This is a genomic window from Citrobacter sp. RHBSTW-00524 (assembly GCF_013747755.1).
Classification (GTDB): domain Bacteria; phylum Pseudomonadota; class Gammaproteobacteria; order Enterobacterales; family Enterobacteriaceae; genus Citrobacter; species Citrobacter braakii.
Map to the genome: position 1 here is coordinate 1,551,701 of NZ_CP056421.1, position 26,815 is coordinate 1,578,515.

Annotated in this window: 27 protein-coding genes and 4 pseudogenes; 12 read left to right on the top strand and 19 right to left on the bottom strand. The window is 50.0% G+C overall.

What is annotated here, in order from left to right; translation table 11 throughout:
• Window positions 1-46: 46 nt before the first annotated feature.
• Window positions 47-661: a lysozyme inhibitor LprI family protein gene (locus tag HV229_RS07385; protein ID WP_016153893.1), complete on the top strand. Its 615-nt coding sequence runs from the start codon at window positions 47-49 to the stop codon at window positions 659-661.
• A 41-nt stretch (window positions 662-702) separates the two neighbouring features.
• Here HV229_RS07385 and lpxP read toward each other — a convergent pair whose 3' ends face one another.
• The gene (gene lpxP, locus HV229_RS07390) at window positions 703-1,623 is read right to left on the bottom strand and encodes a kdo(2)-lipid IV(A) palmitoleoyltransferase (RefSeq protein ID WP_019077327.1); all 921 of its coding nucleotides are present in this window, start codon (window positions 1,621-1,623) and stop codon (window positions 703-705) included.
• A 442-nt stretch (window positions 1,624-2,065) separates the two neighbouring features.
• Here lpxP and HV229_RS07395 point away from each other — a divergent pair, with 442 nt between their 5' ends.
• The gene (locus HV229_RS07395) at window positions 2,066-2,308 is read left to right on the top strand and encodes a DUF2545 family protein (protein ID WP_019077325.1); all 243 of its coding nucleotides are present in this window, start codon (window positions 2,066-2,068) and stop codon (window positions 2,306-2,308) included.
• 83 nt (window positions 2,309-2,391) lie between these two features.
• Here HV229_RS07395 and pgtP read toward each other — a convergent pair whose 3' ends face one another.
• Window positions 2,392-3,783, bottom strand: a complete 1,392-nt coding sequence (gene pgtP, locus HV229_RS07400; RefSeq protein ID WP_016153890.1) for a phosphoglycerate transporter PgtP — start codon at window positions 3,781-3,783, stop codon at window positions 2,392-2,394.
• Window positions 3,784-4,198: 415 nt separating this feature from the next.
• Here pgtP and pgtC point away from each other — a divergent pair, with 415 nt between their 5' ends.
• From pgtC to pgtA, 3 genes are read left to right on the top strand one after another with little or no spacing between them, the layout of a single operon-like run.
• A complete protein-coding gene (gene pgtC / locus HV229_RS07405) occupies window positions 4,199-5,398 on the top strand; it encodes a phosphoglycerate transport regulator PgtC (protein ID WP_181547687.1) in 1,200 nt (399 codons plus the stop codon).
• Between the two features lie 11 nt (window positions 5,399-5,409).
• Window positions 5,410-7,404 (top strand): two-component system sensor histidine kinase PgtB, encoded by a 1,995-nt coding sequence (gene pgtB / locus HV229_RS07410; protein ID WP_181547688.1) that lies wholly within the window; start codon window positions 5,410-5,412, stop codon window positions 7,402-7,404.
• A complete protein-coding gene (pgtA, locus tag HV229_RS07415) occupies window positions 7,394-8,641 on the top strand; it encodes a two-component system response regulator PgtA (protein WP_016153887.1) in 1,248 nt (415 codons plus the stop codon). Before pgtB ends, pgtA begins: the two co-directional genes overlap by 11 nt.
• A gap of 104 nt (window positions 8,642-8,745) precedes the next feature.
• Here the strand turns inward: pgtA and HV229_RS07420 are convergent, their stop codons facing one another.
• Window positions 8,746-9,285: a DUF2058 domain-containing protein gene (locus HV229_RS07420; RefSeq protein WP_016153886.1), complete on the bottom strand. Its 540-nt coding sequence runs from the start codon at window positions 9,283-9,285 to the stop codon at window positions 8,746-8,748.
• A gap of 374 nt (window positions 9,286-9,659) precedes the next feature.
• Here HV229_RS07420 and HV229_RS07425 point away from each other — a divergent pair, with 374 nt between their 5' ends.
• Window positions 9,660-11,558 carry a methyl-accepting chemotaxis protein gene (locus tag HV229_RS07425; protein ID WP_016153885.1) on the top strand — a complete coding sequence of 633 codons (1,899 nt, stop codon included), beginning with the start codon at window positions 9,660-9,662 and terminating at the stop codon, window positions 11,556-11,558.
• A 66-nt stretch (window positions 11,559-11,624) separates the two neighbouring features.
• Here HV229_RS07425 and HV229_RS07430 read toward each other — a convergent pair whose 3' ends face one another.
• Window positions 11,625-12,656 carry an isoaspartyl peptidase/L-asparaginase gene (locus HV229_RS07430; RefSeq protein WP_181547690.1) on the bottom strand — a complete coding sequence of 344 codons (1,032 nt, stop codon included), beginning with the start codon at window positions 12,654-12,656 and terminating at the stop codon, window positions 11,625-11,627.
• Window positions 12,657-12,973: 317 nt separating this feature from the next.
• Between HV229_RS07430 and HV229_RS07435 the strand changes: the two genes are divergently transcribed.
• Window positions 12,974-13,600, top strand: a complete 627-nt coding sequence (locus HV229_RS07435; protein ID WP_181547176.1) for a DNA-binding protein — start codon at window positions 12,974-12,976, stop codon at window positions 13,598-13,600.
• A gap of 247 nt (window positions 13,601-13,847) precedes the next feature.
• Here the strand turns inward: HV229_RS07435 and HV229_RS07440 are convergent, their stop codons facing one another.
• The 11 genes from HV229_RS07440 to HV229_RS07490 all read right to left on the bottom strand — a co-directional run bounded on the left by HV229_RS07440 (window position 13,848) and on the right by HV229_RS07490 (window position 19,578).
• Window positions 13,848-14,174: a TA system toxin CbtA family protein gene (locus HV229_RS07440; RefSeq protein ID WP_007869731.1), complete on the bottom strand. Its 327-nt coding sequence runs from the start codon at window positions 14,172-14,174 to the stop codon at window positions 13,848-13,850.
• A 20-nt stretch (window positions 14,175-14,194) separates the two neighbouring features.
• A complete protein-coding gene (locus tag HV229_RS07445; protein WP_007869729.1) occupies window positions 14,195-14,512 on the bottom strand; it encodes a type IV toxin-antitoxin system YeeU family antitoxin in 318 nt (105 codons plus the stop codon).
• A 13-nt stretch (window positions 14,513-14,525) separates the two neighbouring features.
• Window positions 14,526-14,753, bottom strand: a complete 228-nt coding sequence (locus tag HV229_RS07450; protein WP_013098172.1) for a DUF987 domain-containing protein — start codon at window positions 14,751-14,753, stop codon at window positions 14,526-14,528.
• A gap of 8 nt (window positions 14,754-14,761) precedes the next feature.
• Entirely contained in the window at window positions 14,762-15,238 is a 477-nt protein-coding gene (locus HV229_RS07455; RefSeq protein ID WP_013098171.1) for a RadC family protein, read from the bottom strand.
• Between the two features lie 15 nt (window positions 15,239-15,253).
• A complete protein-coding gene (locus HV229_RS07460) occupies window positions 15,254-15,712 on the bottom strand; it encodes an antirestriction protein (RefSeq protein ID WP_069729801.1) in 459 nt (152 codons plus the stop codon).
• 103 nt (window positions 15,713-15,815) lie between these two features.
• Complete coding sequence (locus HV229_RS07465; RefSeq protein ID WP_007869725.1) at window positions 15,816-16,055, bottom strand: DUF905 domain-containing protein; 240 nt, start codon at window positions 16,053-16,055, stop codon at window positions 15,816-15,818.
• A 23-nt stretch (window positions 16,056-16,078) separates the two neighbouring features.
• On the bottom strand, window positions 16,079-16,900 hold the full coding sequence (locus HV229_RS07470; RefSeq protein ID WP_039390904.1) for a DUF932 domain-containing protein: 822 nt from the start codon (window positions 16,898-16,900) through the stop codon (window positions 16,079-16,081).
• A gap of 186 nt (window positions 16,901-17,086) precedes the next feature.
• Window positions 17,087-17,323, bottom strand: a complete 237-nt coding sequence (locus HV229_RS07475) for a permease (RefSeq protein ID WP_180217312.1) — start codon at window positions 17,321-17,323, stop codon at window positions 17,087-17,089.
• A 43-nt stretch (window positions 17,324-17,366) separates the two neighbouring features.
• Entirely contained in the window at window positions 17,367-17,639 is a 273-nt protein-coding gene (locus tag HV229_RS07480; protein ID WP_007869719.1) for a hypothetical protein, read from the bottom strand.
• A gap of 56 nt (window positions 17,640-17,695) precedes the next feature.
• Window positions 17,696-18,433 (bottom strand): WYL domain-containing protein, encoded by a 738-nt coding sequence (locus tag HV229_RS07485; RefSeq protein WP_069729802.1) that lies wholly within the window; start codon window positions 18,431-18,433, stop codon window positions 17,696-17,698.
• Window positions 18,434-18,693: 260 nt separating this feature from the next.
• Complete coding sequence (locus HV229_RS07490; RefSeq protein WP_007869717.1) at window positions 18,694-19,578, bottom strand: GTPase; 885 nt, start codon at window positions 19,576-19,578, stop codon at window positions 18,694-18,696.
• An 81-nt stretch (window positions 19,579-19,659) separates the two neighbouring features.
• On the opposite strand from HV229_RS07490, the gene HV229_RS07495 reads away from it, so the two are divergent.
• Window positions 19,660-20,619 carry a hypothetical protein gene (locus HV229_RS07495; RefSeq protein ID WP_029039537.1) on the top strand — a complete coding sequence of 320 codons (960 nt, stop codon included), beginning with the start codon at window positions 19,660-19,662 and terminating at the stop codon, window positions 20,617-20,619.
• Here HV229_RS07495 and HV229_RS07500 read toward each other — a convergent pair.
• From HV229_RS07500 to HV229_RS07510, 3 genes and pseudogenes are all read right to left on the bottom strand, one after another.
• Window positions 20,616-21,614: a hypothetical protein gene (locus HV229_RS07500; RefSeq protein ID WP_233618488.1), complete on the bottom strand. Its 999-nt coding sequence runs from the start codon at window positions 21,612-21,614 to the stop codon at window positions 20,616-20,618. The genes HV229_RS07495 and HV229_RS07500 overlap by 4 nt on opposite strands.
• A gap of 229 nt (window positions 21,615-21,843) precedes the next feature.
• Entirely contained in the window at window positions 21,844-22,035 is a 192-nt protein-coding gene (locus HV229_RS07505) for a helix-turn-helix domain-containing protein (protein ID WP_013098166.1), read from the bottom strand.
• A gap of 697 nt (window positions 22,036-22,732) precedes the next feature.
• Window positions 22,733-23,116: pseudogene (locus HV229_RS07510) on the bottom strand (IS5 family transposase); the annotation flags it as partial.
• Between the two features lie 14 nt (window positions 23,117-23,130).
• On the opposite strand from HV229_RS07510, the gene HV229_RS07515 reads away from it, so the two are divergent.
• The 4 genes and pseudogenes from HV229_RS07515 to HV229_RS07530 form a co-directional block, all read left to right on the top strand.
• Window positions 23,131-23,346 (top strand): hypothetical protein, encoded by a 216-nt coding sequence (locus HV229_RS07515; RefSeq protein WP_123923598.1) that lies wholly within the window; start codon window positions 23,131-23,133, stop codon window positions 23,344-23,346.
• Window positions 23,346-23,693, top strand: a pseudogene (tnpB, locus tag HV229_RS07520) (IS66 family insertion sequence element accessory protein TnpB). The gene HV229_RS07515 and the pseudogene tnpB overlap by 1 nt, the downstream one beginning before the upstream one ends.
• A 39-nt stretch (window positions 23,694-23,732) precedes the next feature.
• Window positions 23,733-25,067 (top strand): annotated as a pseudogene (locus tag HV229_RS26435) (IS66 family transposase).
• Between the two features lie 322 nt (window positions 25,068-25,389).
• A pseudogene (locus tag HV229_RS07530) lies at window positions 25,390-25,647 on the top strand (transposase); the annotation flags it as partial.
• Window positions 25,648-25,659: 12 nt separating this feature from the next.
• Here HV229_RS07530 and HV229_RS07535 read toward each other — a convergent pair.
• The gene (locus tag HV229_RS07535; protein WP_001254955.1) at window positions 25,660-26,811 is read right to left on the bottom strand and encodes an IS30-like element IS30H family transposase; all 1,152 of its coding nucleotides are present in this window, start codon (window positions 26,809-26,811) and stop codon (window positions 25,660-25,662) included.
• Window positions 26,812-26,815: the final 4 nt, after the last annotated feature.

Consider the following 26,815-nt stretch of genomic DNA (forward strand, 5'->3'; position numbering starts at 1 on the left):
ATACATCCATGATGTTAATGCGGTTAATTTTTCGCGGAATGAGATTATGAAAAGGTTAAAAATGACCAGATTAATGATGTTAGCACTCGTTCTTACGCCAGTGACGTCGATGGCGGCCTCGCCGATGGCATTCAATTTCAGCTGCGCAAGTATTGGTGGTGTGAATAGTGATGGTAAAGGCAATATCTGGATTGATGGCACTAAGGCGACGGTAAAGGCCTTCAATGAAAATTACTGGGAAGCAAAAAGCGGTAACAATACCGTGTCTATCTCCCGTAAAGATGACGGGAATCCGGACGTTTCCTGGACCGGGCCTAATCGTAAGCACGGGATTTGCCTGCCTGAAGACAATATCGACTTTTCAGGGGCAAAGAAATCGACCAGCAACGGCCCTTCTTTTTCCTGTTCTGCGGTAGCAAAGGGCAGTATCGAAGAGGTTATCTGTCAAAGTCCTTCGCTCTCAGCCATGGATTTGGCATTGAACGGGGCCTACAAGCAGGCGCTGGTGAAATCGAGTAATAACCCGACGCTCAAAGCAGAGCAACGCGGCTGGGTGAAAGGGCGTAACGAATGCTGGAAAGAGCAGGATAAGCCAGCGTGTATAGCCCGTAACTACAATGAGCGAATGGCTGAATTACAGAACAAGTGGGGCGTGAAGTAATTCAGGCGCAGAAAAAAAGAAAGGCCTTTCGGCCTTTCTTTTTAGATGTACAACGAGGCTTCACCCATCGGGCGAGTTTTGAAGCGACGGTGGATCCAGAGATACTGCTCGGGCGCGCGCATGATCTCTTTTTCGATAATTTTGTTCATATACGCCGCTGCCTGGCTTTCATCTGTTGGATAACCTTCCATTTCTGGCGTGATGAACAGGCGGTAACCGGAGTTATCTGCTTTTCTCACCATGGTTACGGTCAGCATCGCTGCGCCCGATAACCGTGACAGCACGTAAGTACCGTTGGTGGTCGCGACGTTTTTGACTGCAAAGAAGGGGGCGAATGAACTCCCTTTACGACCGTAGTCCTGATCGGGGGCAAACCATACCGCTTCCCCTTTTTTCAGGGCGCCGACAATACCGCGCAGATTATTTCTGCCGATCATGGCCTTGTTGGAGCGCATACGACCGCGGGTTTGGATCCACTCCATCAACTTATTATTGTGCGGGCGATAGGTTGCCATCATCGGTTGGCAAAGTCCCATTACGCGGCCACCCAACTCGAGTGACATAAAGTGTACGCCTACCACCATCACGCCACGGTTTTGCATCTGTGCGCGTTGCAGGTTGTCCAGCCCTTCTACATCAAACCATTTGCGTACCCGGCGATCCGGCCAGAACCAGGCCATACCCGTTTCAAGCAGCGCCATGCCGAGTGAACGGAAGTTCTCATCGACCAGTTTGTCTCTTTCTTCTTGCGACAGATTTGGGAAACAGAGTTCGAGATTTTTATGAGCAATAGATTCACGGCGCTTTAAAAATGGACGAGCCAGCGTTCCTGTACGGGTACCAAGAAAACACAATACGGGATAGGGAAGCTGTACCAGTAACCAGAGCACACCGACGCCAAACCATGTGAGCCAGTAGCGCGGATGCAAAAACGCGCGTGAAAATTTACATTGGGGGAACATAAGCACCTGTTGTTGATACGAAATAGGTGTATCGCGAAGATTCTTTAGTCTGCCGCTTTACAGTCTGTACTGATCGTTAGGCCGCCATGAACGACATTGGTTCCTGTAAAGAGTGTAAAACTGAGTCAGGACAAAACCAGGAAGGGGCATGAATGATCGGACGCTCAATGTACACCCGAATATTAATGTCAGCCAGAAATAATTACTCAAGATGCGTAAATGTTTTTACGGCGATTAAGGTCAAAAATGAGTCGATATATAATGCGTTGTTTTTATGACGATTAAATAAACGGCTGTCGAATAAATTAGTAGTCAGCGATTGAGTGATTTTTGTAACGAAAATGTTGCTTAAATTGCGAACCATTGGGAATTGTTTTAGAATATAAACTCAAGGGAGTGTAAGGACTTACGTAAATTTTTACGGCAAACAGGAGGTATCGCTATGTTCTATTTTTGGATCTTTCTCGCGTTGAGCATTCTGAGCGTCAGTTGCTATATCTGGCAGGTTATGGGGACTGCGGCGTCAATAAGTGCTTTTATCGGCATGGCCATACTCACGGCATTAATTTACGTTTTTACTATGCAGTTGACCAATGGTAACGAGATGGTTACCGGATTATTCCTTTTTCTTGCCCCAGCATGCGGTTTGATCATCCGCTTTATGGTGGGTTACGGTAAGCAATAAACTATCACGTTGAGCTATTTATTCTTTATCTGAATGTATTGAAGTGCCAGCATCGCTGGCACTTTTTGCGAGACTGAAATCGGCTACCGGGCATCAGCCAACTGGAGTGACGCTTCCTCTTGCTGAGCGTTTTTCCGCTGTTGTTCGAGCTCCAGCGCGCCGCGATGGGAGAGGTAGCAGAACAGGATGCAGCATACAATCCCGCCCATCAACAGATAGAAGCCGCCATGCCATCCCATTTTATCGACCATCACGCCAAACAGGCTGGTTCCCAGCGATGCGCCAAAAATGTAGCTCATGAATCCGCGTAACCCTACCGCAGAACCTACTGCGAAGCTGGGGACGATTTCCATGGTCTGAACGGAGGCCAGGAACTGCGGAACATAAATCAGGCAACCCACGATGGCGGCAAAAATAGTGACCATCAGCAGCGATTCACTTTTCCAGTAACCGATCAGGCAGACGAAAATCAGCGCCATACAGATCATGGCCAGCGGCATGCGACGGCCTTTAAACAGTTTATCGGTGAGCCAACCCGCTAGTAATGTGGAAGGAATTGCCGCCCATTCGAAAAAAAGAAAAGCTATGCTCATTTGCTCTTTCGAGAAATGTTTTTCGGTTAATAAATAAATTGGCAGCCAGCTAATCATACCAAAACGCACCATATAGACAAAGACGTCTACCAGTGAAACATACCAGGCATTTTTATTACGCAATACATAGGTGCAGAAGATCTGGAAGGCACTCATATTTTCTGGCGCCTGGACAGCGTGTCGGGAATTTAATACGACTTTTTCTTCCGGCATCATTTGTTCCAGAGCTGGCAAACCCTCCTGGCGTGGTGAACCTTTCCCCAGCATCAGCACAATAAAAGCAAACAGTACGGCAACACAGGCCGGAACAATATAGCTGGCGCTTTGCCAGTGTTCGCTCCCCAAAATGGCAAACGCGGCGCCAACAATCGGGGCGACAATACCACCGCCAACGTTGTGTGAGATATTCCAGAATGCACCAACGCGTCCACGTTCTTTACGTGGAAACCAGTTAGCGATGGTAATAAATGAAGGGCCAACGCCCATCCCCTGAAACAAACCGTTGAAAACGACCAACGCGGCGAATATCCAGAATCCGGTACTGAACCCCAGGCCTACGTTGACGATAGCGCACAGGATCAGGCCGCATGCCATGAAGACTTTCGGGCTGGCCTTGTCTGCCAGACTGCTCATAATGCCTTTACTGATCCCATAGGCAATAAGCATGCAGCTGCTGAGTAAACCAATCTGCGTAGCGCTGAGATCCAGGTGCTCCTTCAGGTATGGAGTCGAGAGCGTGAAGTTATTGCGCACAATATAGTACGCAAGATAGCCAAGAAATACGCTGAGTAATGCCTGAATGCGGTATCGGCCATAAGTTGCCTGGACTTTCTCCGCCGGGACTTTATTCGCCGCTGGTCCTGCCTTAAATATTGATAACATATCATCACCTAATTTTTTATTGATGTGAATATCAGGATTTTTCGCAGTGAAGAGTGAAATAGACGGCAAAGAAACTCAAGTTGATGAAATGTGTCACTATTGACTCAATTTGCGGGCGGCGTGGCAGATTTTGACTCTTTTTTAATAATGGATTTTCAATTCTATTCTTTCACGGGCATTTTTATCATCGGCGTGTGCGGGTATTAACAAATTCAGGCTGCATTTTCGGGTATTCTTTACTGATGTCGTCACTTTCCGTTTGGTTATTCTACGAATAACCTTATTCTTCCCCCCAGCGGTGATAAACGGGTAAGTTTTGTCTCAATATTATTTTTTGTACATGTTGGTATTTATGAACGGGATCACAAACAGACTGTTGGGCCGGGGGCGTTTTTGGGCATTCTTGCTCTGTTTTATGTCGCTGTCGGCGAGCAGCCAGGTCCTGGGTAAAGAGCTGGTGATGGCGACCACCTTTTCCCCAGGGGCCACGGCCTGGATTATCCAGCGCTGGCAGACGGAGCCAGGGTCAGTGATGATTCGCACGTTAAACCGGACCAGCGGTTCGCTGGAACAGTTGCTGGATACTGCGAATGCAGAAAACGTCGATCTGATTTTGACCTCATCCCCCATGCTGTTGCAGCATCTTCAGGAGCATCAGAAGCTGGCTCCTTTCGATAATGCGCTGCCTGAAAGCCAGCGGCTGGTGCCAGACTCGATTCGCTCGACCTCCGTGGCTGTGGCGATATCAGGGTTTGGCCTGTTGATTAATCGTTCTGCGCTGGCGGCGCGGCATCTTCCGCCGCCTGCCGACTGGGGGGATTTAACGCAGCCTAAATATCAGAACGCGCTGTTGATGAGTAGCCCGTCGCGTTCCGATACCAACCACCTGATGGTTGAGTCGCTGCTGCAACAGAAAGGGTGGGAAGAGGGCTGGGCGACGCTGTTGGCCAGCGCCGGTAATCTGGTAACGATTTCATCACGCAGTTTTGGCGTGGCCGACAAAATTAAGAGCGGTCTGGGCGTGGCGGGGCCGGTTATTGATAACTATGCCAACCTGTTGCTTAACGATCCGCACCTTACTTTTACCTATTTCCCTCGCTCGGCGGTGTCACCCACCTATGTTGCCGTACTCAAGAATAGCCAGCACCCCAACGAAGCGCGTCGCTTTATCCGCTATCTGTTAAGCCCGGAAGGACAGCGGATCCTTGCGGATGCGAACACGGGGAAATATCCGGTCACGCAGCTCGCGCCTGATAACCCACGCGCCGCTCAGCAGGCTATTTTGATGAGCCAGCCCGCGCTTAATTATCGGCTGATCCTTAAGCGGCAACAGCTGGTGCAGCGGATGTTTGATACCGCCATCAGTTTTCGACTCGCGCAGCTGAAAGATGCCTGGCGGGCGCTATACAGTGCGGAAGCGCGCCTGAAACGCCCGCTACCCGAAATCAGAGCATTACTGACCAGCGTCCCGATAGACGCCAGAAGTAGTGAAGATGAGGCCTGGCTTGCGCAATTTGAGAATAAAAGCGTAGCCGAACAGCAGATGATGGAGTGGCAGCTCTGGTTTCTTAAAAATCAGCGTCAGGCGATATCCAAACTGGAAGAGTTAAAATGAAAGGTGGTTCGATACTGCAACGCCTGCGCCAGCTCAGCATCAGCAGCAGCCTGCGGGGAGCGTTTCTGACGGGCGCATTACTGACGTTGAGCGTAAGCTGCGTCAGTTTGTACTCCTGGCATGAGCAGAGCTCGCAGATACGCTATTCACTTGATGATTACTTCCCGCGCGTACATTCCGCTTTTTTGATAGAAGGAAATCTCAACCTGGTTGTGGATCAGCTTAATGAATTCCTGTTGGCCCCCAACACCACGGTGAGGCTGCAACTGCGCAATCAAATTATTTCTCATCTGGACAAAATTGAGGTGCTGAGCCGGGGATTACAATCGGCAGAACAACAGCAGTTGGCGGTGATTTTGCAAGACAGTCGGGCGCTGATGGCGGAGCTGGACCGGGTGCTCTACAACATGTTCCTCGTGCGCGAAAAGGTGAGTGAACTCTCCGCGCGCATCGACTGGCTACATGATGATTTTACTACCGAGCTGAATTCGCTGGTGCAGGATTTTACCTGGCAGCAGGGGACGTTGCTGGATCAAATTGAGGCCAAAAACGGCGATGCAGCGCAGTATCTCAAACGTGCCAGAGAGGTACAAAACGAGCAGCAGCAGGTTTACACCCTGGCAAGAATTGAAAATCAGATCGTGGATGATTTACGCGACAGGCTCAATGAACTGAAGTCGGGTAGCGACGACGGAATGCTGGTGGAGAATCATATCCGCTATCTGGAGAACCTGAAGAAAACGGCGGATGAAAATATCCGTACCCTCGATGACTGGCCCAGTACTATCACCCTGCGGCAAACCATTGATGAGTTACTGGAAATCGGGATGATGAAAAATAAAATGCCCGATACCATGCGCGATTATGTCGCCGCGCAAAAAGCGCTCGTTGATGCTAACCATGCCAGAGAGGCAACGCTCGGGCGCTTTCGAACACTGCTTGAGGCGCAGTTGGGGAGTAGCCATCAGCAAATGCAGATGTTTAACCAGCGGCTGGAACAAATTGTTCGCGTCAGCGGTGGACTTATTCTGCTGGCGACGCTGCTGGCGCTACTTCTCGCCTGGGGGCTCAACCATTACTTTATTCGTTCGCGTCTGGTGAAGCGTTTTACCGCACTCAACCAGGCCGTGGTGCAAATTGGTCTTGGCAGAACGGATGCCACCATCCCGGTTTATGGGCGCGATGAGCTCGGGCGCATCGCAGGATTGCTGCGCCATACTCTGGGCCAGTTGAGTGCGCAAAAAAATCAGCTGGAGCAGGAAGTGACAGAGCGCAAGGAGATTGAGTCCGATCTCCGGGCAACGCAGGATGAACTGATCCAGACGGCAAAACTGGCAGTGGTGGGACAGACCATGACCACGCTGGCGCACGAGATTAACCAACCGCTGAATGCGCTGTCGATGTACCTGTTTACGGCGGGAAGGGCAATTGAACAAGGGCAATCCGCTCAGGTCAGAAGTACGTTAACCAAAGCGGAGGGGCTGATTACCCGTATTGATGCCATTATCCGTTCGCTGCGTCAGTTTGCACGTCGGGCCGAGCCGGGCGCGCCTTTGCATCCGGTCGATCTGCGACAAACATTCAGCGCCGCCTGGGAACTGTTGGCCATGCGGCATAAGCCTCAGCAGGGTACGCTGACGCTTCCAGCCCAGAGTGTATGGGTGACAGGTGATGAAGTGCGTATTCAGCAGGTGCTGGTAAACGTACTGGCAAATGCGCTGGATGCCAGTCCGACTGGCGCGCAAATAGAGGTTCACTGGCAGGCTGAGGGCAGCCGATTGTGCGTCTTTGTCTGCGATAACGGCCCCGGCTGGCCTGAGGCGTTATTGCCATCACTATTAAAGCCGTTTACCACCAGTAAGGATGTGGGGCTCGGTATTGGCTTATCGATTTGTGTATCGTTAATGGGGCAAATGAACGGCGAGCTGCGCCTGGCGTCGACACCGGGGCGTAATGCCTGCGTCGTTCTGCAATTTAATCTGACGGATGTAAACGATGTTGTGTGATGACTATTCTGTTCTGCTGATTGATGATGATGCCGATGTTCTCGACGCTTACACTCTGTTGCTTGAACAAGAGGGGTACCGTGTCTACGCATGCAATAACCCTTTTGATGCCCGAAACTGGCTGCAGGCCGACTGGCCGGGGATTGTTCTGAGCGATGTGTGTATGCCTGGCTGCAATGGAATAGACCTGATGACGTTGTTTCATCAGGATGATAATCAGCTCCCTATTCTGCTAATCACCGGGCATGGCGATGTCCCGATGGCGGTGGAGGCAGTAAAGAAAGGCGCATGGGACTTTCTGCAAAAACCGGTCGACCCCGGCAAACTGCTGTCGCTGGTAGAGGATGCGCTGCGTCAGAGACAATCCGTGATTGCCCGTCGCCATTATTGCCAGCAAAAGCTTCAGGTTGAACTGCTCGGCTACAGTGACTGGGTCAATCAGTATCGTCAACGTCTGCAACACCTGGCGGAAACGGATATTGCCGTCTGGTTTTATGGCGAGCCGGGAACGGGACGTATGACCGGAGCCCGGTATTTGCATCAGCTTGGGCGCAGCGCTGATGGGCCGTTTATCCGCGGTGAACTGACGCCCGGGAACGCGGGACTACTCAATGACCTTATTGCACAGGCGCAAGGAGGAACGCTGGTCCTGAGCCATATTGAGTGCCTGACACGTGAACAGCAGCACCATCTGGTGCATCTGCAAAGCCAGGAGCGGCGTCCGTTTCGTCTGATAGGCATTGGTGACACATCGTTAGTGGAACTGGCGGCAACCAACCAGATTGTGGCCGAACTCTACTACTGTTTTGCGATGACGCAAATCGGTTGCCAGCCGTTGTCACAGCGTCCGGATGATATTGAGCCGCTGTTTCGTCATTACCTGCAGAAAGCCTGTCTGCGCCTGAACCATCCCGTGCCCGAGGTTGAAGGGGAGTTACTGAAAGGCATGCGGCGTCGCGTGTGGTTAAGTAATGTCCGGGAACTGGCGAATGCCGCCGAGCTTTTTGCCGTTGGGCTACTCCCGCTGGCTGAAACCGCGAATCCGCAGCTGCATCTGCCTGAACCAACACCGCTCGATCGGCGGGTTGAAGAGTACGAGCGACAGATCATTACTGAAGCGCTAAATATTCATCAGGGGCGCATTAATGAAGTGGCGGAGTATTTACAAATCCCGCGTAAAAAATTGTATTTACGCATGAGAAAATACGGGCTGAGCAAAGAACACTATAAGTTTTAGTCGCCAGGATTGGGGGAGAAGGGACGTCGAGAGTATTTCGGTGGCGGCGTTGGCGTTCACCGAAATAGGCAACGGAAGTCCGGGTGATTATCTGGTTGTTTTTCTTACCACATCAAATCATCAGGGATGACAAAATCAGCATACGGATCGTCTTCGTCCTTCGCTTCCTGGCTCAGCTCGCAATTTAAAACAATATAACTTGCATCGCGCTGCGCAATCTTGTCGGCGACGACAGCCGGGATAATGGCGTATTCGCTATCGTTGCCGCTTTCAGCCGTGAGTCGGGCAATGGCCAGACGGCCCTTGATCAGCTGAGACTGAGTCACCTTATCAACATAGACTTTTTTGATCAGGTTATTATCAGTAAAGTTGTAACCAATATCGCCACGGGTAATGGTGATTTTATTCATTTCAATCAGTTGCTTGATCTGGGCTTTATATTCTTTAGACAGCGCGGCCTGTTTCTGCTGTTCGCTGAGCTGCTTGTCGCGCTCAATTTGCGCTTTTTTATTCTCTTCAACCGCTTCTCTGGCTTCGCGAGCCTGAACGCGCGATTTCTTCGCCGTTCTTTGCACTTTGGCCATTTTTTTGCTGCTGACCAGACCTGCCTTAAGCATCTGTTCTTGTAGGGTAAGTTTTGTCATCGTCGCTTCTAATCCAATAAAATCGTTGTCAGGATTATAACCTTAACGTTCGGCGGGATGCCAGAAAATGGCCGTGCCTCGACGGTTATCTCCAGTAGGCGTCACCGTTCTGTGTCTTACTCCCTTTCCGAATCGTGTTGATAGTTAACTCGTTTTTTAATAAGAAATAATATGCTGAATGATTTAACTATCTTGAGAATAGATATCATAAAAATAAATATTTCAGTGATTTATCCTGATTGTCATAATCAAATAGAGTTATTTTGGCAGGTATTTAATCTAAAAAACAATCAGTTGTCTCTTGATCAAATTTAAAGTGCAGCCTCATTGCGCCGATAACCATAATGAAAATATGGACAATGGAGGGAAGTGGCATGTGGTGGGTTTATCGAATGCCGATGAAAATGAAGTTAATAATCGCGCTACAACCACTATTATTGGCGTTATGTTGGTTTGCTGGTTCAGGAATATTGACGCGCATTGAGACAGAACGGCAGATGGAGAATATTGCTCAACTGACAGCGCTCGCGCGTAGTGCCGGAAATGTGGTGCATGAGCTGCAAAAAGAACGGGGAATGAGCGTCGGATTTCTGGGGGCTGAAGGGAAGACGTTCAAAGATGAGTTAACCGCACAGCGGGCTTTAACCGATCGCGAGATCGAGGTCTTTGTGCGTTCACTGTCCGATACTGCATTGCCAGAAGGGGATGCCGCCAATTCTGTCACCACGTTCAAGAAAAACATTCTGTCGCTTGCCACCATCCGGGAAAACGTCACGCGATTGGGGCTTCCGGCCTCCGATGTCGTTAAGTTTTATACTAATGTCATTGCTGATGTGCTGAGTTTTGTGGGCAGGTTGGGACAGTTGACGGATTCAGGCGAGATGGCGAACGCATTCGCCGCCTACTACAACTTGCTGAATTTGAAAGAACAAGCAGGTATTGAACGCGCGCTGCTGTCAAATATCTTTTCCTCCGGTCATTTCGCCGAGGGGCAGTTACATCAACTCAGTGATGTCGTCAGTAAACAGAACGTCTGGCTGGCACAATCGTTGCGTCTGAGCCCTCCGGAACAGGCGGCCATGCTGGAAAGCCGCTTACAGTCCACAGAAGCGTCAAAAGCCCTCTCATTACGCGAAACCGCGTTTAGTCATGCCGCGAACGGTGGATTTGATGTCGATCCTACTGTCTGGTTCAAGGTTCAAACCCAGCGTATTGAAGTGATGCGGCAGATAGAAGATGTGACGGCGAATCTTCTGTTAGCGAATGCGGAAAAACTCGCGCAGGATGCACGAAAAAACTGGCAAATATATATGATTGTCAGCTTGTTAGCGCTCCTGGCATCATTGGCGTTCGCAGGGGCAATCGCTATCAATATGCATCGTCAATTTAGTGACACGCTCCGCAAGATTGCGGGTATGAACGGCGATCTGACTCAACGACTGGCGACCCCGGGGAAAGATGAGCTTTCCTCACTTAATCGCGCCTATAACACGATGCTGGAAAGTATTCAGCATATCGTCCAGGAGATTAAACAAGGCTCCGTGGTTTTATCCGATGCCAGCAGCAGTATTACGGCGGGTAATCAGGACCTGGCCCAACGCACGGATGAACAGGCAGCATCAATAGTACAAGCGGTGGCCAGTATGGAACAGCTCTCCACGACGATTACGCAAACGGCGGACAATGCCCGCGAAGCGGAGCATCTGACAATCAGGCTGGAAAAAGAGGTCCGCCAGGCCAGTAACGTCGCCAGTGCGGCAAATCAAAGCATGGGGGATATTCGCTCTTCCAGTGAGAAAATCTCGAATATTGTGACCTCGATAGACGATATTTCGTTTCAGACTAACTTGCTGGCGCTGAATGCGGCAGTGGAAGCTGCACGGGCAGGAGAGATGGGCAGGGGGTTTGCGGTTGTCGCCAGTGAAGTGCGGAATCTTTCGCAGCGTTGTGCCAAAGAAGCTAATCAGATCCGCGAGCTGGTCGCGCAGAATATGGTAAAAATTAGTGAGGGTGTTGAGCGGGTTACGGCGTCCGCTACCGCGCTAGAAGCCGCGGCGGACAATACCACCAGCATGAAGCAATATATTGCGGATATCGCTCGTGTAGCGACGGAACAATCGCAAGGGGTAACTCAGATTAACCTGGCACTGCGACCTATGGAGCAGGTCACGCAGCAAAACGCGGCGTTGGTTTCTCAGGCCGCAAGCGACAGCCAGCGCCTGGACAATCTGTCTGTCACTATGAAGGATCTGGTCAATCGTTTTGTTGTCTGACCTGACGCCGTTTAACCGACCCGGACAACATACCGGGTCGGTTCATCCCCTGGCGGGGAAATAGTATTAACGATAAATGGCTACAACGGGTTTTCCGTCATCGCCTATGGTTCCCCGATACATACCTTCAGAGTTGAAGGACATGGTGTAATTACCGGCTTTATCAAGCACAATTACTCCACCGCTGCCATTCAGCGCCTTAACTTCATCCAGAGCATTCTGCGCTGCGTCTTTTAAAGGAGTATTGCGGTATTTCACCTGGGCTGCAATGTTATACGCGGTCAGCGTGCGGATAAACATTTCTCCTGAGCCGGTTGCGGATACCGCCACGGTTTCATTGTCGGCATAATTTCCTGCGCCAATGATAGGTGAATCCCCCACACGTCCGTAACGTTTGTTGGTCATTCCGCCTGTAGACGTTCCGGCAGCGAGATTACCGTCTTTATCCAGAGCAACAGCGCCGACAGTGCCATATTTATAGTCATACATCATCGGGTCAGCGAACAGGGCAGCGCTCTTTCCATCGTGATCAAGGAGCACTTTTTCTTTTTGGATTGCATTCTGTAATTGCTGCCAGCGAAAATCTGTTTTGAAATAAGCAGGATCAACGGTTGCGAGTCCCTGTTCTTTTGCAAAGGTATCCGCGCCTGTCGAGACCATGAGTACGTGCGGGCTTTGAGTCATAACGGCATACGCCGCATTAATTGGGTTTTTAACCGTGGTTACACCGGCAACGGCACCGGCTTTTCGGGTTTTTCCATCCATAATGGACGCATCCAGTTCATTGCGGCCATCGTGGGTAAACACGGCACCTTTACCTGCATTGAAGAGAGGAGAATCTTCCATCACATTAATCGCTTTCTGAACGGCTTCCAGGCTGCTACCGCCTTTATTCAGAACCGTATAACCTGCATTCAGAGCTTCAGTGAGTTTTTCTGTATACTGCTTTTCCTGTTCTGGTGTGATGGTATCTTTTGTAATGGTACCGGCACCACCATGGATCACCAGCCTTATCGGCGATTGCGCGTCTCCCCATGCGGGAGCTGTCAGTAAGGTACAAAGGGTCAAAGTAGCGATACTGGTCTTGATTCTGAACATATGAATAAATTCCTTTTTTCTGAGTGATGAATCATTTCCGATAATGTTTCTCATTACCGGTATTAATCAGCCTGTTTATGGAGAACTTATTCCTGACAAACTGGCTAAAGATTAATCATGGCTATACTTCAATAACCATAATTTTGGTTAATTGATTTTAGTCAAAATATATTTTTAATGATTGATTTATCAATAAATGAAGCGTTTCCGCAGAAGTTTCTATCATTCCACTGACCATACTCGCAGGCTTCCGGTTGCAGTCTGTCGCTGGTAAAGTGAGCAACCAATACCGAGATGTGGCCAGAAGGGAATTCCGAGTGACCGAACGTATTGATTATCAGACTGAAAAATACAGCTTTACTGAGGCGACTGAAAGTTCCCGTCTGGCTGGCCAGTGGGCTGATGTTATTGCTGAATGTCGGGAAATGAAGGCGGGTCCGGAAGAGCGTCTGCGTATTGCTTTATTGAATGTGGACTATGTGACCAGCTTTGAGCTGCCTTTCCGTTTGTTATTACTCCGTACCCCGCAACTGATTGCCAGCGTTCGTGAAGAGCTACAGCTTAGTCAGAAAAACGTAATCTTTAACGGCAAACGCTTTGGTTGTGTTTACAGCCTGAAAGCGAGTCTCTGCGGGATACCGGATGAATTTCAGTACCGCCTGTCGCATCGTATTCGACGCATTAATCGTGCAGGTTCAAGCGAAGCGCCATATCAGCAAATTGCTAAAACGGTAAAAGCACCGCGTGAGCGTCTGAAGCTGGCACTGGAATCAGGCCTTGATGTCACTGCTTTGGACGGGCTTTTCTGGTTTGGCAGTCAACGTATTGCTGCTGACGTACTGAGGCTGAGAAAATCAGGGATGCGGATAGCTACTGAGCAGACAATGGTGTCCGACAATCTTACTGCAACGGTGAGGAATGTGCCGTTTTATCGCCTGGCTTAGGGATGAACTGACAGGTAAATGAAAGGATTTAGCCGGATGCATTTAATTAAAAGTGTCCCCTGCAGACTTCGAATATGTATGGTTTATTTGTTGATAGTTAAGGTTTATTTGTTGTTAATAAAGTTAAGGGGCCCCCAATAAGGCCCCCAAAAGTTATTTTGACAGAATTCATTGAATAATAACTAACCGTCTTTGGTTCGATTCCGCTTAATAGATATCGTACTCGAAAACTTCATCTTACCATATCTCAATGAGATCCTCGTAAAAGACCTATTGCCTGTCTTGCCCTCAGAATATCGACAGCCCGAAGGTAAGGGGATTGTTCCTGCCAGCGAAATCCCTTCCTGTCGATACGGACCAGTTCGTATTTTTCCACCAGAAAATTCACGGCATCTGACAGGGTGATACCGGCATCGATATGTTGCTGTATAACAACTTCATCGCTGAATGGGGTGTCGTTTATTGTCAGACCGTAGTGCTGTTCCAGCAAACGCGCCAGTAACATTTGCCAGACAGCCACGGGTGACAGGCAGGGCTTCGCTGCCCGCTGAGTTGTTGCAGGTAAAGTTTTCATGTTTGCTCTCGTGAAGGTAATTAACGCTGAGTGGGATAAATGGCGATGTATACGTAGCCGCAACTGCCAAGGGTGTCGGCTTCACAGGTAAAACCGTTGTGGTACAGGGTGACGCAGTGGGCATGTTGGGGGCTGAGTTCACCGGTGGTCAGCATCGATTCCATCTGGCGGATAAAGTGTGGGAATGTGTCATCCAGCTTCCGGCATTCGGCGTCACTGAACATACCGGTGATGCTGGCCCGGTCAGCCAGGTAGTGCAGCCGGTTGCCCTCCTGTACCAGACGGGCTCCCAGGCGCGGCGTGATAGCCCGCTGCAGGCCCCAGATGATGTGGGTCATGGGGGCTCTCCTTTTATTGTAAGTTCAGGGTAATACTCATCAGGCAGGCATAAGGCCCGTTGCGGTCCTGGCGGCGTTCGGCGTATACCGCGAGGACTCCGGTGATATCCGGAACGTCCCTGCCGGTGTAATGACAGACGCTGCCGTGCCACTGATATTTTCCGCTGCTGTAGCGAAAGATCCGGGACTCAGGATGCTGGCGGTATATCGTCATTGCCCGGCGTTTACTGATAATTTTCATGTCATACCTCACAACAGACCGTGTTCTGCGAACGAATAGATTTGCCTGCCGCCAACAATCAGGTGGTCAGGGACGCGGATATCCACCAGCTGAAGCACCTGCACCAGTCGCTGCGTGAGGGCTTTGTCAGCCTGGCTGGGTGTTGTCTCACCGGAAGGATGGTTATGCGCCAGTATCACCGCCGCCGCGTTGAAATGCAGAGCACGTTTGACCACTTCCCGGGGATGGACTTCAGTGCGGTTAATCGTGCCGGTGAAGAGCGTTTCATGGGCAATCAACTGATTCTGGTTGTCCAGATACAGCACCCGGAACGCTTCCCGCTCAAGTGCGGCCATATGCAGTCGCAGCCATTCACGGACAGCATGGGTGGAGGTGAAGGCCACGCCGGGCTCATGCAGGTGCCGGTCCAGCGCCCTGAGCGCCCGCTGGATGAGACGCCGGTCGTGTGGCGTCATCTCGCCGGGTAAAAAGGAAAGCTGTTTCATTCGTTGTTCCTCCGGTCAGTCGATGATACGCAGAAGGGCGTGGGCTTCAGGATGCTGCAGGGCGTAGTCCCGCAGGCGGTAGAAGTGTGCGGTCATTGCATCGCATTCGGTGCGACAGGCATGGTGGCTGTATTCAATCAGGCAGACCGCGATACCGGCGGCTTCTGCACTCATATCTGCATCGTTGCCATTCAGACAGTTAAACAGATGCCATTTATCGTCACTGTCATACTCGGGGGCCATAAATGCCCCGCTGTTGCTCAGGGTGTGGAACGACCAGATACCACCGCCGTAGGTCGTACAGAAGCGGTCCATCCAGGCGAAGATATGCGGCTCCAAGGTTAGCCACTGCGGTATGCTGCCGAAGTGTTGCGGCCAGAAATCGATACGCTGTTCATCGGGGACTGGCGTGACGGTCAGTTCAAATTCGGGTTGGTTAGCGGGTGCGAGGTCGTACTGCGTCTGCGTTGTCATGGATATGTCTCCGTCAATAAAAAACGCCAGCGGCGAGGGCTGGCGTATGGGGTTAACAAAGCGTGTTCGGGAAGGTGAGATGTCGCGGGTAAATGCTTCGGGGTCAGCGGGTAACGGTGTCTTTGTGGATGCCATACTGCCGGATGTAGCCGTTAAGACCTTCACCGGCATCCGGTTCAAAGTTCCATGCCCGCCAGACCGTCCGGCCTTCGGTGTCGCGAACCACCAGGCGGAAGTGACTGCCCTGGTCGTCTTCAATGGTGATATTACGGTACAGACGGATAAGGGTTTCGGCCTGCTGACGTGAGAACGAACCGGGAGGCAGGGTTAACGATTCAGTCATGGTGACTCCGGATAGTCAGCGTGTCAGGACGCTAGGTGCAGCATATTCTCCGCCATGACCCAGAGCGCCCGGTTGAGCTTCACGTCCCCGTCAATCCCCTTTACCGCACGGGTATGAGCTCGCTTGCCTTTGGTCGTTCTGCCCGGCAGACCGCCCTTAATCAGATTCTCCTGAATGCGCTGGTAGGTGGTCCACAGGTCGTTACTCTCATCCTGCCAGCGGCGTGGGGAAAGTATCTGTGATTCCGTCACCGGCTGGTGGTCTTCGCCAAAGCGGTACGTGAGCGCCGCTTTGGCCAGTGCCTGCTGTGCTGGTGGCGGTAACAAAAGCGATTGCATGGCATCGCGCTTCTCCTCCACACGGTCGAATATCCCCAGTACTTCGTAAGCCCCTTCAATGACTTTCTCCACCACATTGCCTTTATGTGGCACACGTACCTCACCAAAACTCTCACCGCAAATCAGCCCGTTCTGGCAGACTGCACGAAACAGCCCCGGCAGCATCTGGTATGAGCTGGAGCCGTCATGACTGTTAAGCAGGATGATTTCAGGGACCTGTTTGCCAGTGATCTGGCCTTCGCGACGCAGGCGCAGCATGTGTTTGGTGTGCTCTCGCTTGCTCTGGTCCCGAACCCGGGTCTGGCAGGCAAAAAATGGCTGGAAGCCTTCGCGCTGAAGGTTATCGAGAAGGGTAATGGTCGGAATACAGGTATAACGATCACTTCGGGACTCATGCTTGTCTTCGCTGAACACACTCGGTACATAATGCATTAACTCCTCACGGGTTAACGGACGGTCACGGCGAATAAGATTTACCGCACCAAAGCGGCTGGCTAATCGGGTCATGGCGAGACTCCTGTGAGAAAAAAACAAACGAAAACGGCCTGCTCAACTGAGCAGGCCGTGGTAGGGGGTTAAACAGCAAAGTGTGCGGAAGGGGGAATACCCGTCGTTGAGTTTGTCGCGGGAGGCTCAGGCCCGGATACCCAGTATGCTCATGGCGACCATAAATCCGATGAACCAGCCAATAAACTAGGGCAATACCGCCCAGAGCAGACGGGCCTGAATGACGGCACCGGTACTTCCGTAAACCGCATCCGGCATGATCCATTTTCGGATGAGATTACCCAGCCAGACGCCCAGGCCCGGCAGGACACACTGCAGCACGGCGGCCCATGCTGAATACCCGAACCCGACAATACGGGTATCAACAACCGTGATAATCAGCCCCACTAGGGTTGACAGGCTGAGACAAAGGCTCAAAGGCATAGCAGCCCTCCTTAAACATGGCAATTTCCATAAACTCAGTGAGTTAGTTTGTTCTGTCGTAAAACAGCCCGTCGTTCCGGTTGCGAAACATCATGCCTTGGCAGGTATAGGGCATGTCCAACTGGACATATTTTCGGGTGACCATACTCTGATACGTGCAGATTTTCTGTGCCCCGCCCGCGGCGCTGTTCTCCGTTCTGACCAGACGGAATGCCTCGTAATCACTGTATCCAGCCTGGGCTACGGTGGGGATAAAAAGACTGACACTGCTGAGGGCCAGGGCGCTGGCAATCATGCGACGATAACGCGGATGCATACGGTGTTTCCTTATTAAGTAGGTAATAGACAACAATGAAAGGGATGGCCTGATGGTCACCCCGTCGTGTTAGTTGCAGCAGGGCTCTTCTCCTCTGTTAAAGGCGGCGCAGAATGGGATGCAGCCATCACGTCGTGCATGACCGGGAAATGAGGCAGCGCCCGGATGAAGGCCACCTGACGGGTGAGTTGACATACCGTATCACGACGCTCGAAGCCCTCACTCAGGACGGTGATGGCGGTGATCCCGGACAGCGGCAGAACAACGATCCTTCCGTGCTGCTCACCGACCAGATACAACGCTCCCTCAAGGTAAATAAGCCGGTACGGTGCCAGGTGTTCAGCCCGCACACCGTCAGCCAGTTCCCGGATGCACTGCTGCTGAATGATGGTATCGACCAGTCGGGAAAAGAGACCGGGGCGGACGGGGGCGCTTTCGGCGTCCTCCTGCCAGACCAGACAGGGTGAGATATCCTCACTGTCCGTTAGCGTGTTTACCAAGCGAAGGTCCGTTTCTGGAAACACCTGCTGAAGCCCAACATTGCGCATAAAGCACAGGGTTCCCGGGGCACGCTGTGCCATACCGGGATCTGACAACAATCGGCAGTGCCCATGACGGTACTCAAGGTTCAGATATATCAGCCGCTCACGAAAATCGCGGCGCAGGGTGCGTACCGAGACACCAAACTCGACTGCCAGTGTCTTCACGCTCAGTGTTTCGCCTGCCAGCAGACGACTGATAATGAGAGACAGTCTGACCGCCAGTCGGTCATTGCGGTGCTCAGTCTGTGACATGGCATGTTCTCCATCGTGATGAACGTATTGAAAAAGATGTGATTACTGTAAACAGGGGGAGGGTCAGGGTATGGACAGGGCGAAAAATATTTTTATCACCCGTCAGTACCGTACGGGCTGCGGCACTGACTGTATTCAGTCTGTTTTTTAACCGGATACACCACACCTAAAATGGACAGGGTGTGTCCGGCAAACGGAGAGCGAATGCAAGGTGCACACATAGTGGTGCATTTGCTCACGGGATAACGGCATTTCAGCCGTCAGAAGAAAAACCGCCAGACACTGCGGGCAACAGAGACCACCGCACTAATCACGGTACTGACCACCGCATTCACTGCGGAGGGAAGGGACAGCTCCGACAGGGTGTGTGTCATCACGTCGCTGACCGTATCGCCAAAATCCTGTTGCGCCTGCGCCTCAATTTTTTGCGTGCGGTATTGTGGTCTGATGACCGAACTGACGGCACTGCTGGCGCGGGCAGGCAGTGAGCGAAACAGCACCTCCACCAGCTCAGGCAGATGCCAGCCAGTGGCTGCTGATACGGTGATCACCGGGAGTGCCGGGTGGTTGAATAACGAGCACACCGCGCGCTGCTTTTCCTTCAGGTGTTTTAACTGTTGCTCTGAAGGTTGATTAAGAAAGCCGCTCCATTCACGGGAAGGCTCGATTTTATCGGCTTGGGTCAGGACAAACAGCACCTTATCCCTCCCAGCACTGCCTGGTGACAGCATCCGAAAGTAAAAATCACAGTCGGGGGTCAGTGCCCGGTCATCGGCTTTAATCAGCCAGAGCACCAGGTCCAGCTCCGGCCAGATACGTTGATACAGTGCCTGATACTCTTCATCCCGCTCCGGGCTTTCGCCCACCCCGGGCAGATCAATCAGCGTCACCTGGCGTTCACCTGCCTGCAGCGTAAAACGCTGTGGCTCACGGGTACACGCAGTGGTATGACTGACGGCCGAGACCGTGCTGCGAAACAGTGCGTTACACAAACTCGACTTCCCAGCACCAGTCTTTCCCATTATGCCGATGATGGGCTGGTAATGAATAATGTCGTGCAGACGTTTAGTGACTTCCTCTGCAACATTGCTGGGCAGCAGACTAAGTGGCGAATACAGCTGATTTAATTCTTTATTGCATTTCATTATGTCACCTTATCAATTGATTAAGAAAGCATCGCTTGCCTCTGTCAATCTGGTGATATATATTTAAAGAAAATTTAAATCGTGAATAAAAAAATGAAAAGTCACAATCAAGAAAAAGCAAAAAAAGAAGTTCTGGAATTCATTAAAAAGAACAAAGCACTATACTCCAGGCGTATATCAACCTATAAAAAAGAAGAGTTAATGAATGCATTCTACTGCAGAGAGTTATTCTTTAACTGTGAAAGAGCAATCAAACGCATGGAAATAAACAGCATGGAGTTTGATAATAAAAAGCTTTCTGACAGCCAAAAGAGAACTCTGCGAAACAAATTCATGCAAAACGATTCAAATAAGGAAAAGTTAAAAACGTTGTCAACACGCATCGAAAACCTTGATATTTTAAAGCAAGACAATGTGGATTTAATTATCTGGAAACAAAACCCCAGACAGGCTGTGCAAAAACTTACCTTTGAAAGGATTTTTAATGAATCCAGAAATGCACATCCCAGTATAAAGGAGCACATGCGTTTTCTTGAAGCATGCCATGCATGCTTCCCCTTCACTCCTAATGATTACCCTAATGCCCGAAGCGCCAATCCTGAGTTAAGCTCTGTTTTTAATAAAATCAATCATCTGACCAGCCAAATCATTCCAGATAATTATCCTTACTCAACTGAAATGGCCTCTTTATCTAATTTATGGATTACAATTGATCTTCGTTACTCTGATTATATTCTCTCCAGCCAAATTGCAGGCCTCATCAAACTCGAAAGGCAGTCATATCCAAAACAAGTGCAAAATGATATAGATAATTGGCTGAGTTTTGAAACAATAAAAAGGAAATTGCTCACACTTGACACATTCGTTATCATCGATGCTTTAATATTGAGCGCAGCTAAAGGCGTAATCTTAAAAAACACTGAAATAAACAACTCACTTAATTCCTCAGGCACTGAGTTGCGTAATATCAAGAACGCGATCGATTATTTCATGGATATACTTAGCGATGAACTTGATAATAATGAATTCACACCTCACTAGCATTTGCGAATCCACCTCGGATAGCCCTCATCGGAAATGTAGGAGGGTTTAACCGCAAAAAACTTCGCATAAATGTCTAATATACTCTCTTTAGCAGACGCAGGATCGCTAACAGATATTGACAGGTGTTTTTTACAATACCGCCTAAACAGAGATAGTGAAGAAAAAAGCGCACGTACCCTTAACATTGTTTTCTTCCCATTTTCCATTACCCACACGAACCTCTTAATTCTGGATAAAAAGCGTTCAGGATCGCCTCGCAAATAAGCATGAAAGAAAGCAAGTGCAATCATATCAAAGTAGCAGGTAATAAAAGTGACACGCTTACCTTTAAACTTAATTATTTTGTTTCGAAAAAGCTTACATATGTATTTCAGACAATAAAGGATGGTTTTTTCTTTTAAGCGAATCAGTTCCGCATTCAATAGATCAAAAATAAAAACCTGGTTGAAAACTGCGTCAGCATTTAAATATCTGCTTTGTCCATTTTTTATTCTTGGCAGCTTGCCAATTTTACAAAACAATGCATTAACTTCATCGTCTGAATAATTTTTAACGATAGAATTGATGAGACTATGCGGCATATCCTTCCTTTTCTTACTTAGAGAATGACCATTAAACATCTCAAAAGCATCATTTTCAGGGATTTTATCTTTATTCATTTTGTTTATAAATGAAGGTGCAATCATAATGTTCTCTGGTACATTCATCCCTCCTTTTGAATTTGGATACTTATGACTTAAATCCAGCTTAATAAATGGAGTTAGTTTGTGTTCATTTTTTTTGCAGTTGCCTCGTATTTTCTTTTTCAAAAAATGGCTACATGGAATCTGTAATCGGGATTTAATTCGGTATAGTGAAATGATGTTGGCGATATCCTCAAGACCGTTAATTGAATTCAATTGCAATGGATTGTTTTTAATAAACCCCTCTGTGTTAAGCCAGTACGAGTGATTATGGATTTCAGTTTTATCAGAATCCTTAAGGGTTCTCATACCAATCCCTTTGCATTTATTTGAGCAAAATTTATTATTTCTCGTTTCAGAGAAATTAGCACCACAAACTTTACAGCGAATGTCTTTCTTTACATTCCTTTTTCGGCTCAATTCCTTCCGTCTATTAAAGTGGATATAACAAAGCCTGACACCATATTCATAGCTAATAGATGCTATATTCTCTTTGCACCCTTTTCTGCAACATATTGCCATTACATACCGTCCATGTTCACTTCACGCGGTTTTCCAACCATTCGTGTATGTCACTTAGCCTCCAACGAGAACTTCTGCCAAGTTTTATTGGCTTCATAAATTTTCCGTCCTGAATTTGCTTATAAATCCATTTATCAGTGACTTTCAGCGTTGCTGCGATCCACTTCATATCTACAAGTTGCATGTCATTGTTTTCACTTCTTTCCACACTGTTCTCCTGATGTGCCGCCCTTTCGCAAGATACTGGCTGTATAGGGCCACAAAGTGCAGGCAAAAGATCGCTCTAGAAATTGTCTTGACAATTCACTTCAGTTGCGAACTAGAGGGGAGGAAACGATTGATGGTGTAGTCTTTGTAAGATGCTCCGATAAAACCGCCTAAGTTGATCATGCAAAATGATCAAATGAGACCTGCCATTAAAGTAAAAATGGTAAGATTCAGGTTGCTACCCACGCAGCATTTACTAGTATTTAAATCTTACAAACAGATCAAGATTGGAATATAAATTCAAACATTAATTAAAAACCCAGCCAATCAAACCAAATAAATAAAAATTAAAGATATATTTAAAGTCAGCGTAACCGATATATGGACAGCTATATCAAACAACATCTTGCTGCAGATTGCTGAACATTGATTGCATGTTGAATGGAAGGCATCAGCTATACCACCGCAGTAAGTTGCGACAGGTGTTACCTGCTGCTTGTTACAAGGCTGACTAATGTAGTGCTGGAAACATTACAGATTGAGTGCTGTGACCTAAATCGGCTATTGACTCCGGTATGGGTCTGCCTAATTAAACGCTGGTAGCTATTACCAGTGCACATCCTGACAGCCGCTCGTTACTCCAATCAGATATCTTATGAGCAATACCGGCTTACTCACGGTGATGTAGGCTGTGCCCCTTAATTGCATAACCTTTTGTAAAAAAGTCGGATGCAGCCCAGTTTCACCATCGCCAGATAATTCCTCGCCGTTTTGTCGTAGCGCGTTGCGATGCGGCGGTATTCTTTCAGCCGCCCAAAGCATCGTTCAACGACATTTCGATTGCGGTACGCATCACGATCAAGCTGAGCACGTCCATCCGATGCCATTTTCTCGTTTGATTTTCGGTGAATTACAGCTTATATTCCGCCATTTTTTAGCTCATTGCGTAATGCGCGCTCGGAGTACGCTTTGTCGGCCAGTACCGCATGACCACGGCGTTTCATGCTGCCGTTCTGGCGCTGAACGCCAATACCGTCCATAAGCCGTTGTGCAAACTGGCTTTCATGAGACTGTCCGGGGCTATTACAAGGGGCGTGTGGCCAAACCCCGCGGGCGAAAAGCTAAAACGCCAGCACTGTCCGCGCTGGTGCCGGTTCAGATAGTCCATCCTTTACCTGCTCCCGAACCGAAGCTTGGCATCAGTGCAGACTGCGTTATCCTCCTCCCGGGTGGTGAAATATCACTCCACAACCCTTCACCGGAACAGCTCAGCGCCATGCTGCAGGCTATGATGCGCGGAGGTCGTTCGTGATAAACCCGTTGCCCACTGGCACAAAAATCTGGCTGGTTGCCGGTATCACCGACATGCGCAACGGCTTCAATGGCCTGGGCGCAAAAATCCAGACTGCACTCAAAGATGACCCGATGTCCGGTCACGTCTTTATCTTCCGCGGTCGTAACGGCAGTCAGGTCAAACTGCTCTGGTCCACCGGTGACGGCCTGTGCCTGCTCACCAAAAGGCTGGAGCGCGGTCGCTTCGCCTAGCCGTCGGCCCACGACGGCAAAGTGTTCCTCACACCCGCCCGGCTCGCCATGTTGCTGGAAGGCATCGACTGGCGGCAGCCAAAGCGCCTGCTGTCGCCACTTACCCTGCTGTAATCCTGATTACCTCGCGGGCAACCTGGTAGCATACCCGCTATGAACGAATCTCTTCCCGACGACATCGCCCTGCTTAAACAGCGCCTGGCCGAACAACAAACGCAGATACTCGCTCTTGAAGCAAAGCTTGCCTTACGCGAGCGCGAAGTTGACTACCTGCAGGCGCAACTGGATAAGCTGCGGCGTATGAACTTCGGCAGCCGCTCTGAAAAGGTGGCGGCGCGCTGTCGTACCTGGGCTAAGACGCGGCAGAGCAGCTGGAGCTGATGCGCAGCGCGTTCCGGGGTATCCACACCGTTCGGGGAAAACACGCCTGTAATAAGTGCGACCGCATCGTGCAGGCACCCGCACCGTTGCGGCCCATCGAGCGCGGCATCGCCGGTCCGGGGCTGCTGGCGCGGCGCTGACGTAGAAGTACGCGGAGCACACGCCGCTGAACCGGCAGTCGGAGATATACGGACACGCTCAGCCGCTCGCTGCTGTCGGGCTGGGTTGACGCGTGCTGCCAGCTGCTGTCGCCGCTGGATGAAGCGCTCTCGCGCTACGTGCTGACAGACGGCAAGCTTCATGCCGATGATACCCCCGTACTGATTCTGCTGCCGGGCAACGGCAAAACCAAAACCGGTCGCCTGTGGATCTACGTGCGCGACGACCGCAACGCGGGCTCGGTGATGGCCCCGGCGGTGTAGTTCGCGTACTCGTCGGACCGAAAAGGCATCCATCCTCAGACGCACCTGGCCGGCTTCATCGTTGTGCTGCAGGCGGACGCTTACGCCGAGTTCAACGAGCTGTACCGCGAAGACCAGATAAAGGAATCGGCGTGCTGGGCGCACGCGCGGCGCAAAATCCACGACGTGCACGTGCGGACGCCGTCAGAGCTGACAACCGAAGCACTACGCCGCATCGGTGACGCTGTACGGAGTCGAAGCGGGCATCCGGGGTAAAAGCGCGGCGGAACGGCTCGCTGTCCGGCAGGAAAAAACGGTGCCGCTGCTGATCGCGCTGGAGGGCTGGCTGCGTTAGAAACAGAAAACCCTCTCACGGCACTCGGAGCTGGCGAAGGCCTTCGCGTATGCGCTCAATCAGTGGGGTGCGCTGAAATACTACGCGAGCGATGGCTGGGCAGAAGCTGACAACAACATCGCGGAAAACGCGCTACGGACAGTGAGTCTGGGGCGGAAGAATTACCTGTTCTTCGGCTCGGACCACGGTGGCGATCGTGGTGCGCAGCTGTACGGGTTAATCGGGAGCTGCAGGCTGAATGGCATCGATCCTGAGCGTTATCTTCGTCACGTGCTGTCGGTGATAGCCGACTGGCCGGTAAACCGCGTGGGTGAGTTACTGCCGTGGCGCATCACTCTGCCCGTGGGGTAATCTCCGGGTCATCCTGTCAATACGGTTCTCGCTGAACGCTTACGAATTATCTGGTAGGATACAACCTAATAAATTTGATTATGTTAGTGCGTAGTAAATGCGCAATCAGCACTAGGGGATGAAGATGGTCTCTTGGCTAACCCAATATGGGCATTCATTGAAACACGGATAAAGCGCGACTTAGGTATAGAAGACTCATGACTAATGATGGTCTGAAGCAAAAGATAGTGGAGAAGCCAGATAGGCTTTTTGAAGTGGTTTACTGAATTTGGCCACCTGAACAGAGGTGATATGCTCACCTCAGAACAACACAGGTGTCATAATGAAAAAAAGAAATTTCAGCGCAGAGTTTAAACGCGAATCCGCTCAACTGGTCGTTGACCAGAACTACACCGTGGCAGATGCAGCCAGCGCTATGGATGTCGGCCTTTCCACAATGACGCGATGGGTGAAACAATTACGTGATGAACGGCAGGGCAAAACACCAAAAGCCTCCCCCATTACCCCGGAACAAATTGAAATCCGTGAGCTCAGGAAAAAGCTACAACGTATTGAAATGGAAAATGAAATATTAAAAAAGGCTACTGTAGATTCAATCTGTCAACGCAACACCCCTTTCAATTATCTCTTTAGGTGTTTTGAACTTCAGTGTCTTTCTCGGTCTGTTGTTTAGCTGAGCTGCAACCTGATCCAGCTCATATTGAGTATATTGGGCAAGGCATGTCTTTTTGGGAAAGTACTGTCGGATTAGCCCATTAGTGTTTTCGTTTGTTCCCCGCTGCCAGGGGCTCTGAGGATCGCAGAAGTAAACTTTAACTCCTGTGCTGCCAGTAAATTCCAGATGTCTGGCCAGCTCCATTCCTCTGTCCCATGTCAGTGATCGCCGGAGTTCAGGTGGTAAGCTCAGGAATTTATCTGTAAGAGCCTGATTCACTGATAAAGCGTCTTTGCCCCTGAGTCTCAGGATGATCGTATAACGTGATTTTCGGTCTACAAGTGTGGCTATATGGGAGTTTTTTGTACCCGAGACTAAATCGCCTTCCCAGTGTCCCAGAGAGCGTCTGTTATCGATATGCCGGGAACGTTCGTGGATTGGCGTTCCGTTCACTATGTTGATAGTGCCTCTTTCACCTTTGCGAGTATGGCGCCTGCCATGACGGAGGCTGTGCGATCGGCGCAGGTGCTGTACGTTCAGGTGGTGTAGCGCTTCACGACTACGAAAGTAAAGCGTCTTATAAATTGTCTCAGGTGATATTCGTAGTGTTTTTTGACGCGGCTTCGTTCGCCTTAACCATCCTGATATTTGCTCTGGGGACCACTTCATCTCAAGCTTTTCCAGAACAAGCTCTCGCAACGGCATATTCTGATCCAGTAAGCACGGTTTTGGTCTTTTAGCCATCCTGTTGGCCCGGTTATTCGCATCAACGGCTTTGTAATAGCGCCTACCACGATTACGCTGAACTTCACGTGAGATTGTTGAAGGGCTACGATTCAGCATTGTAGCGATGGCTCGAATGCTCATTTTAGCTGACAGACCGGCTCGTATTTCCTCGCGCTCAGACAGCGTCAGGTGAGCAACAGCTCGCTTGCGCTCATTGGGTTTTATGCCGCCAGTATCTCTTAACATCGTGAAGATGGTCCCTGGTTTCGAACCCAGGATATTAGCTATCTCACTGAAGCCTTTTCCGTTCTTCCACAGTTCAAAAACAGATGTTTTTTCCTTTGCTGTAAATGTTCGTCTCATTCAA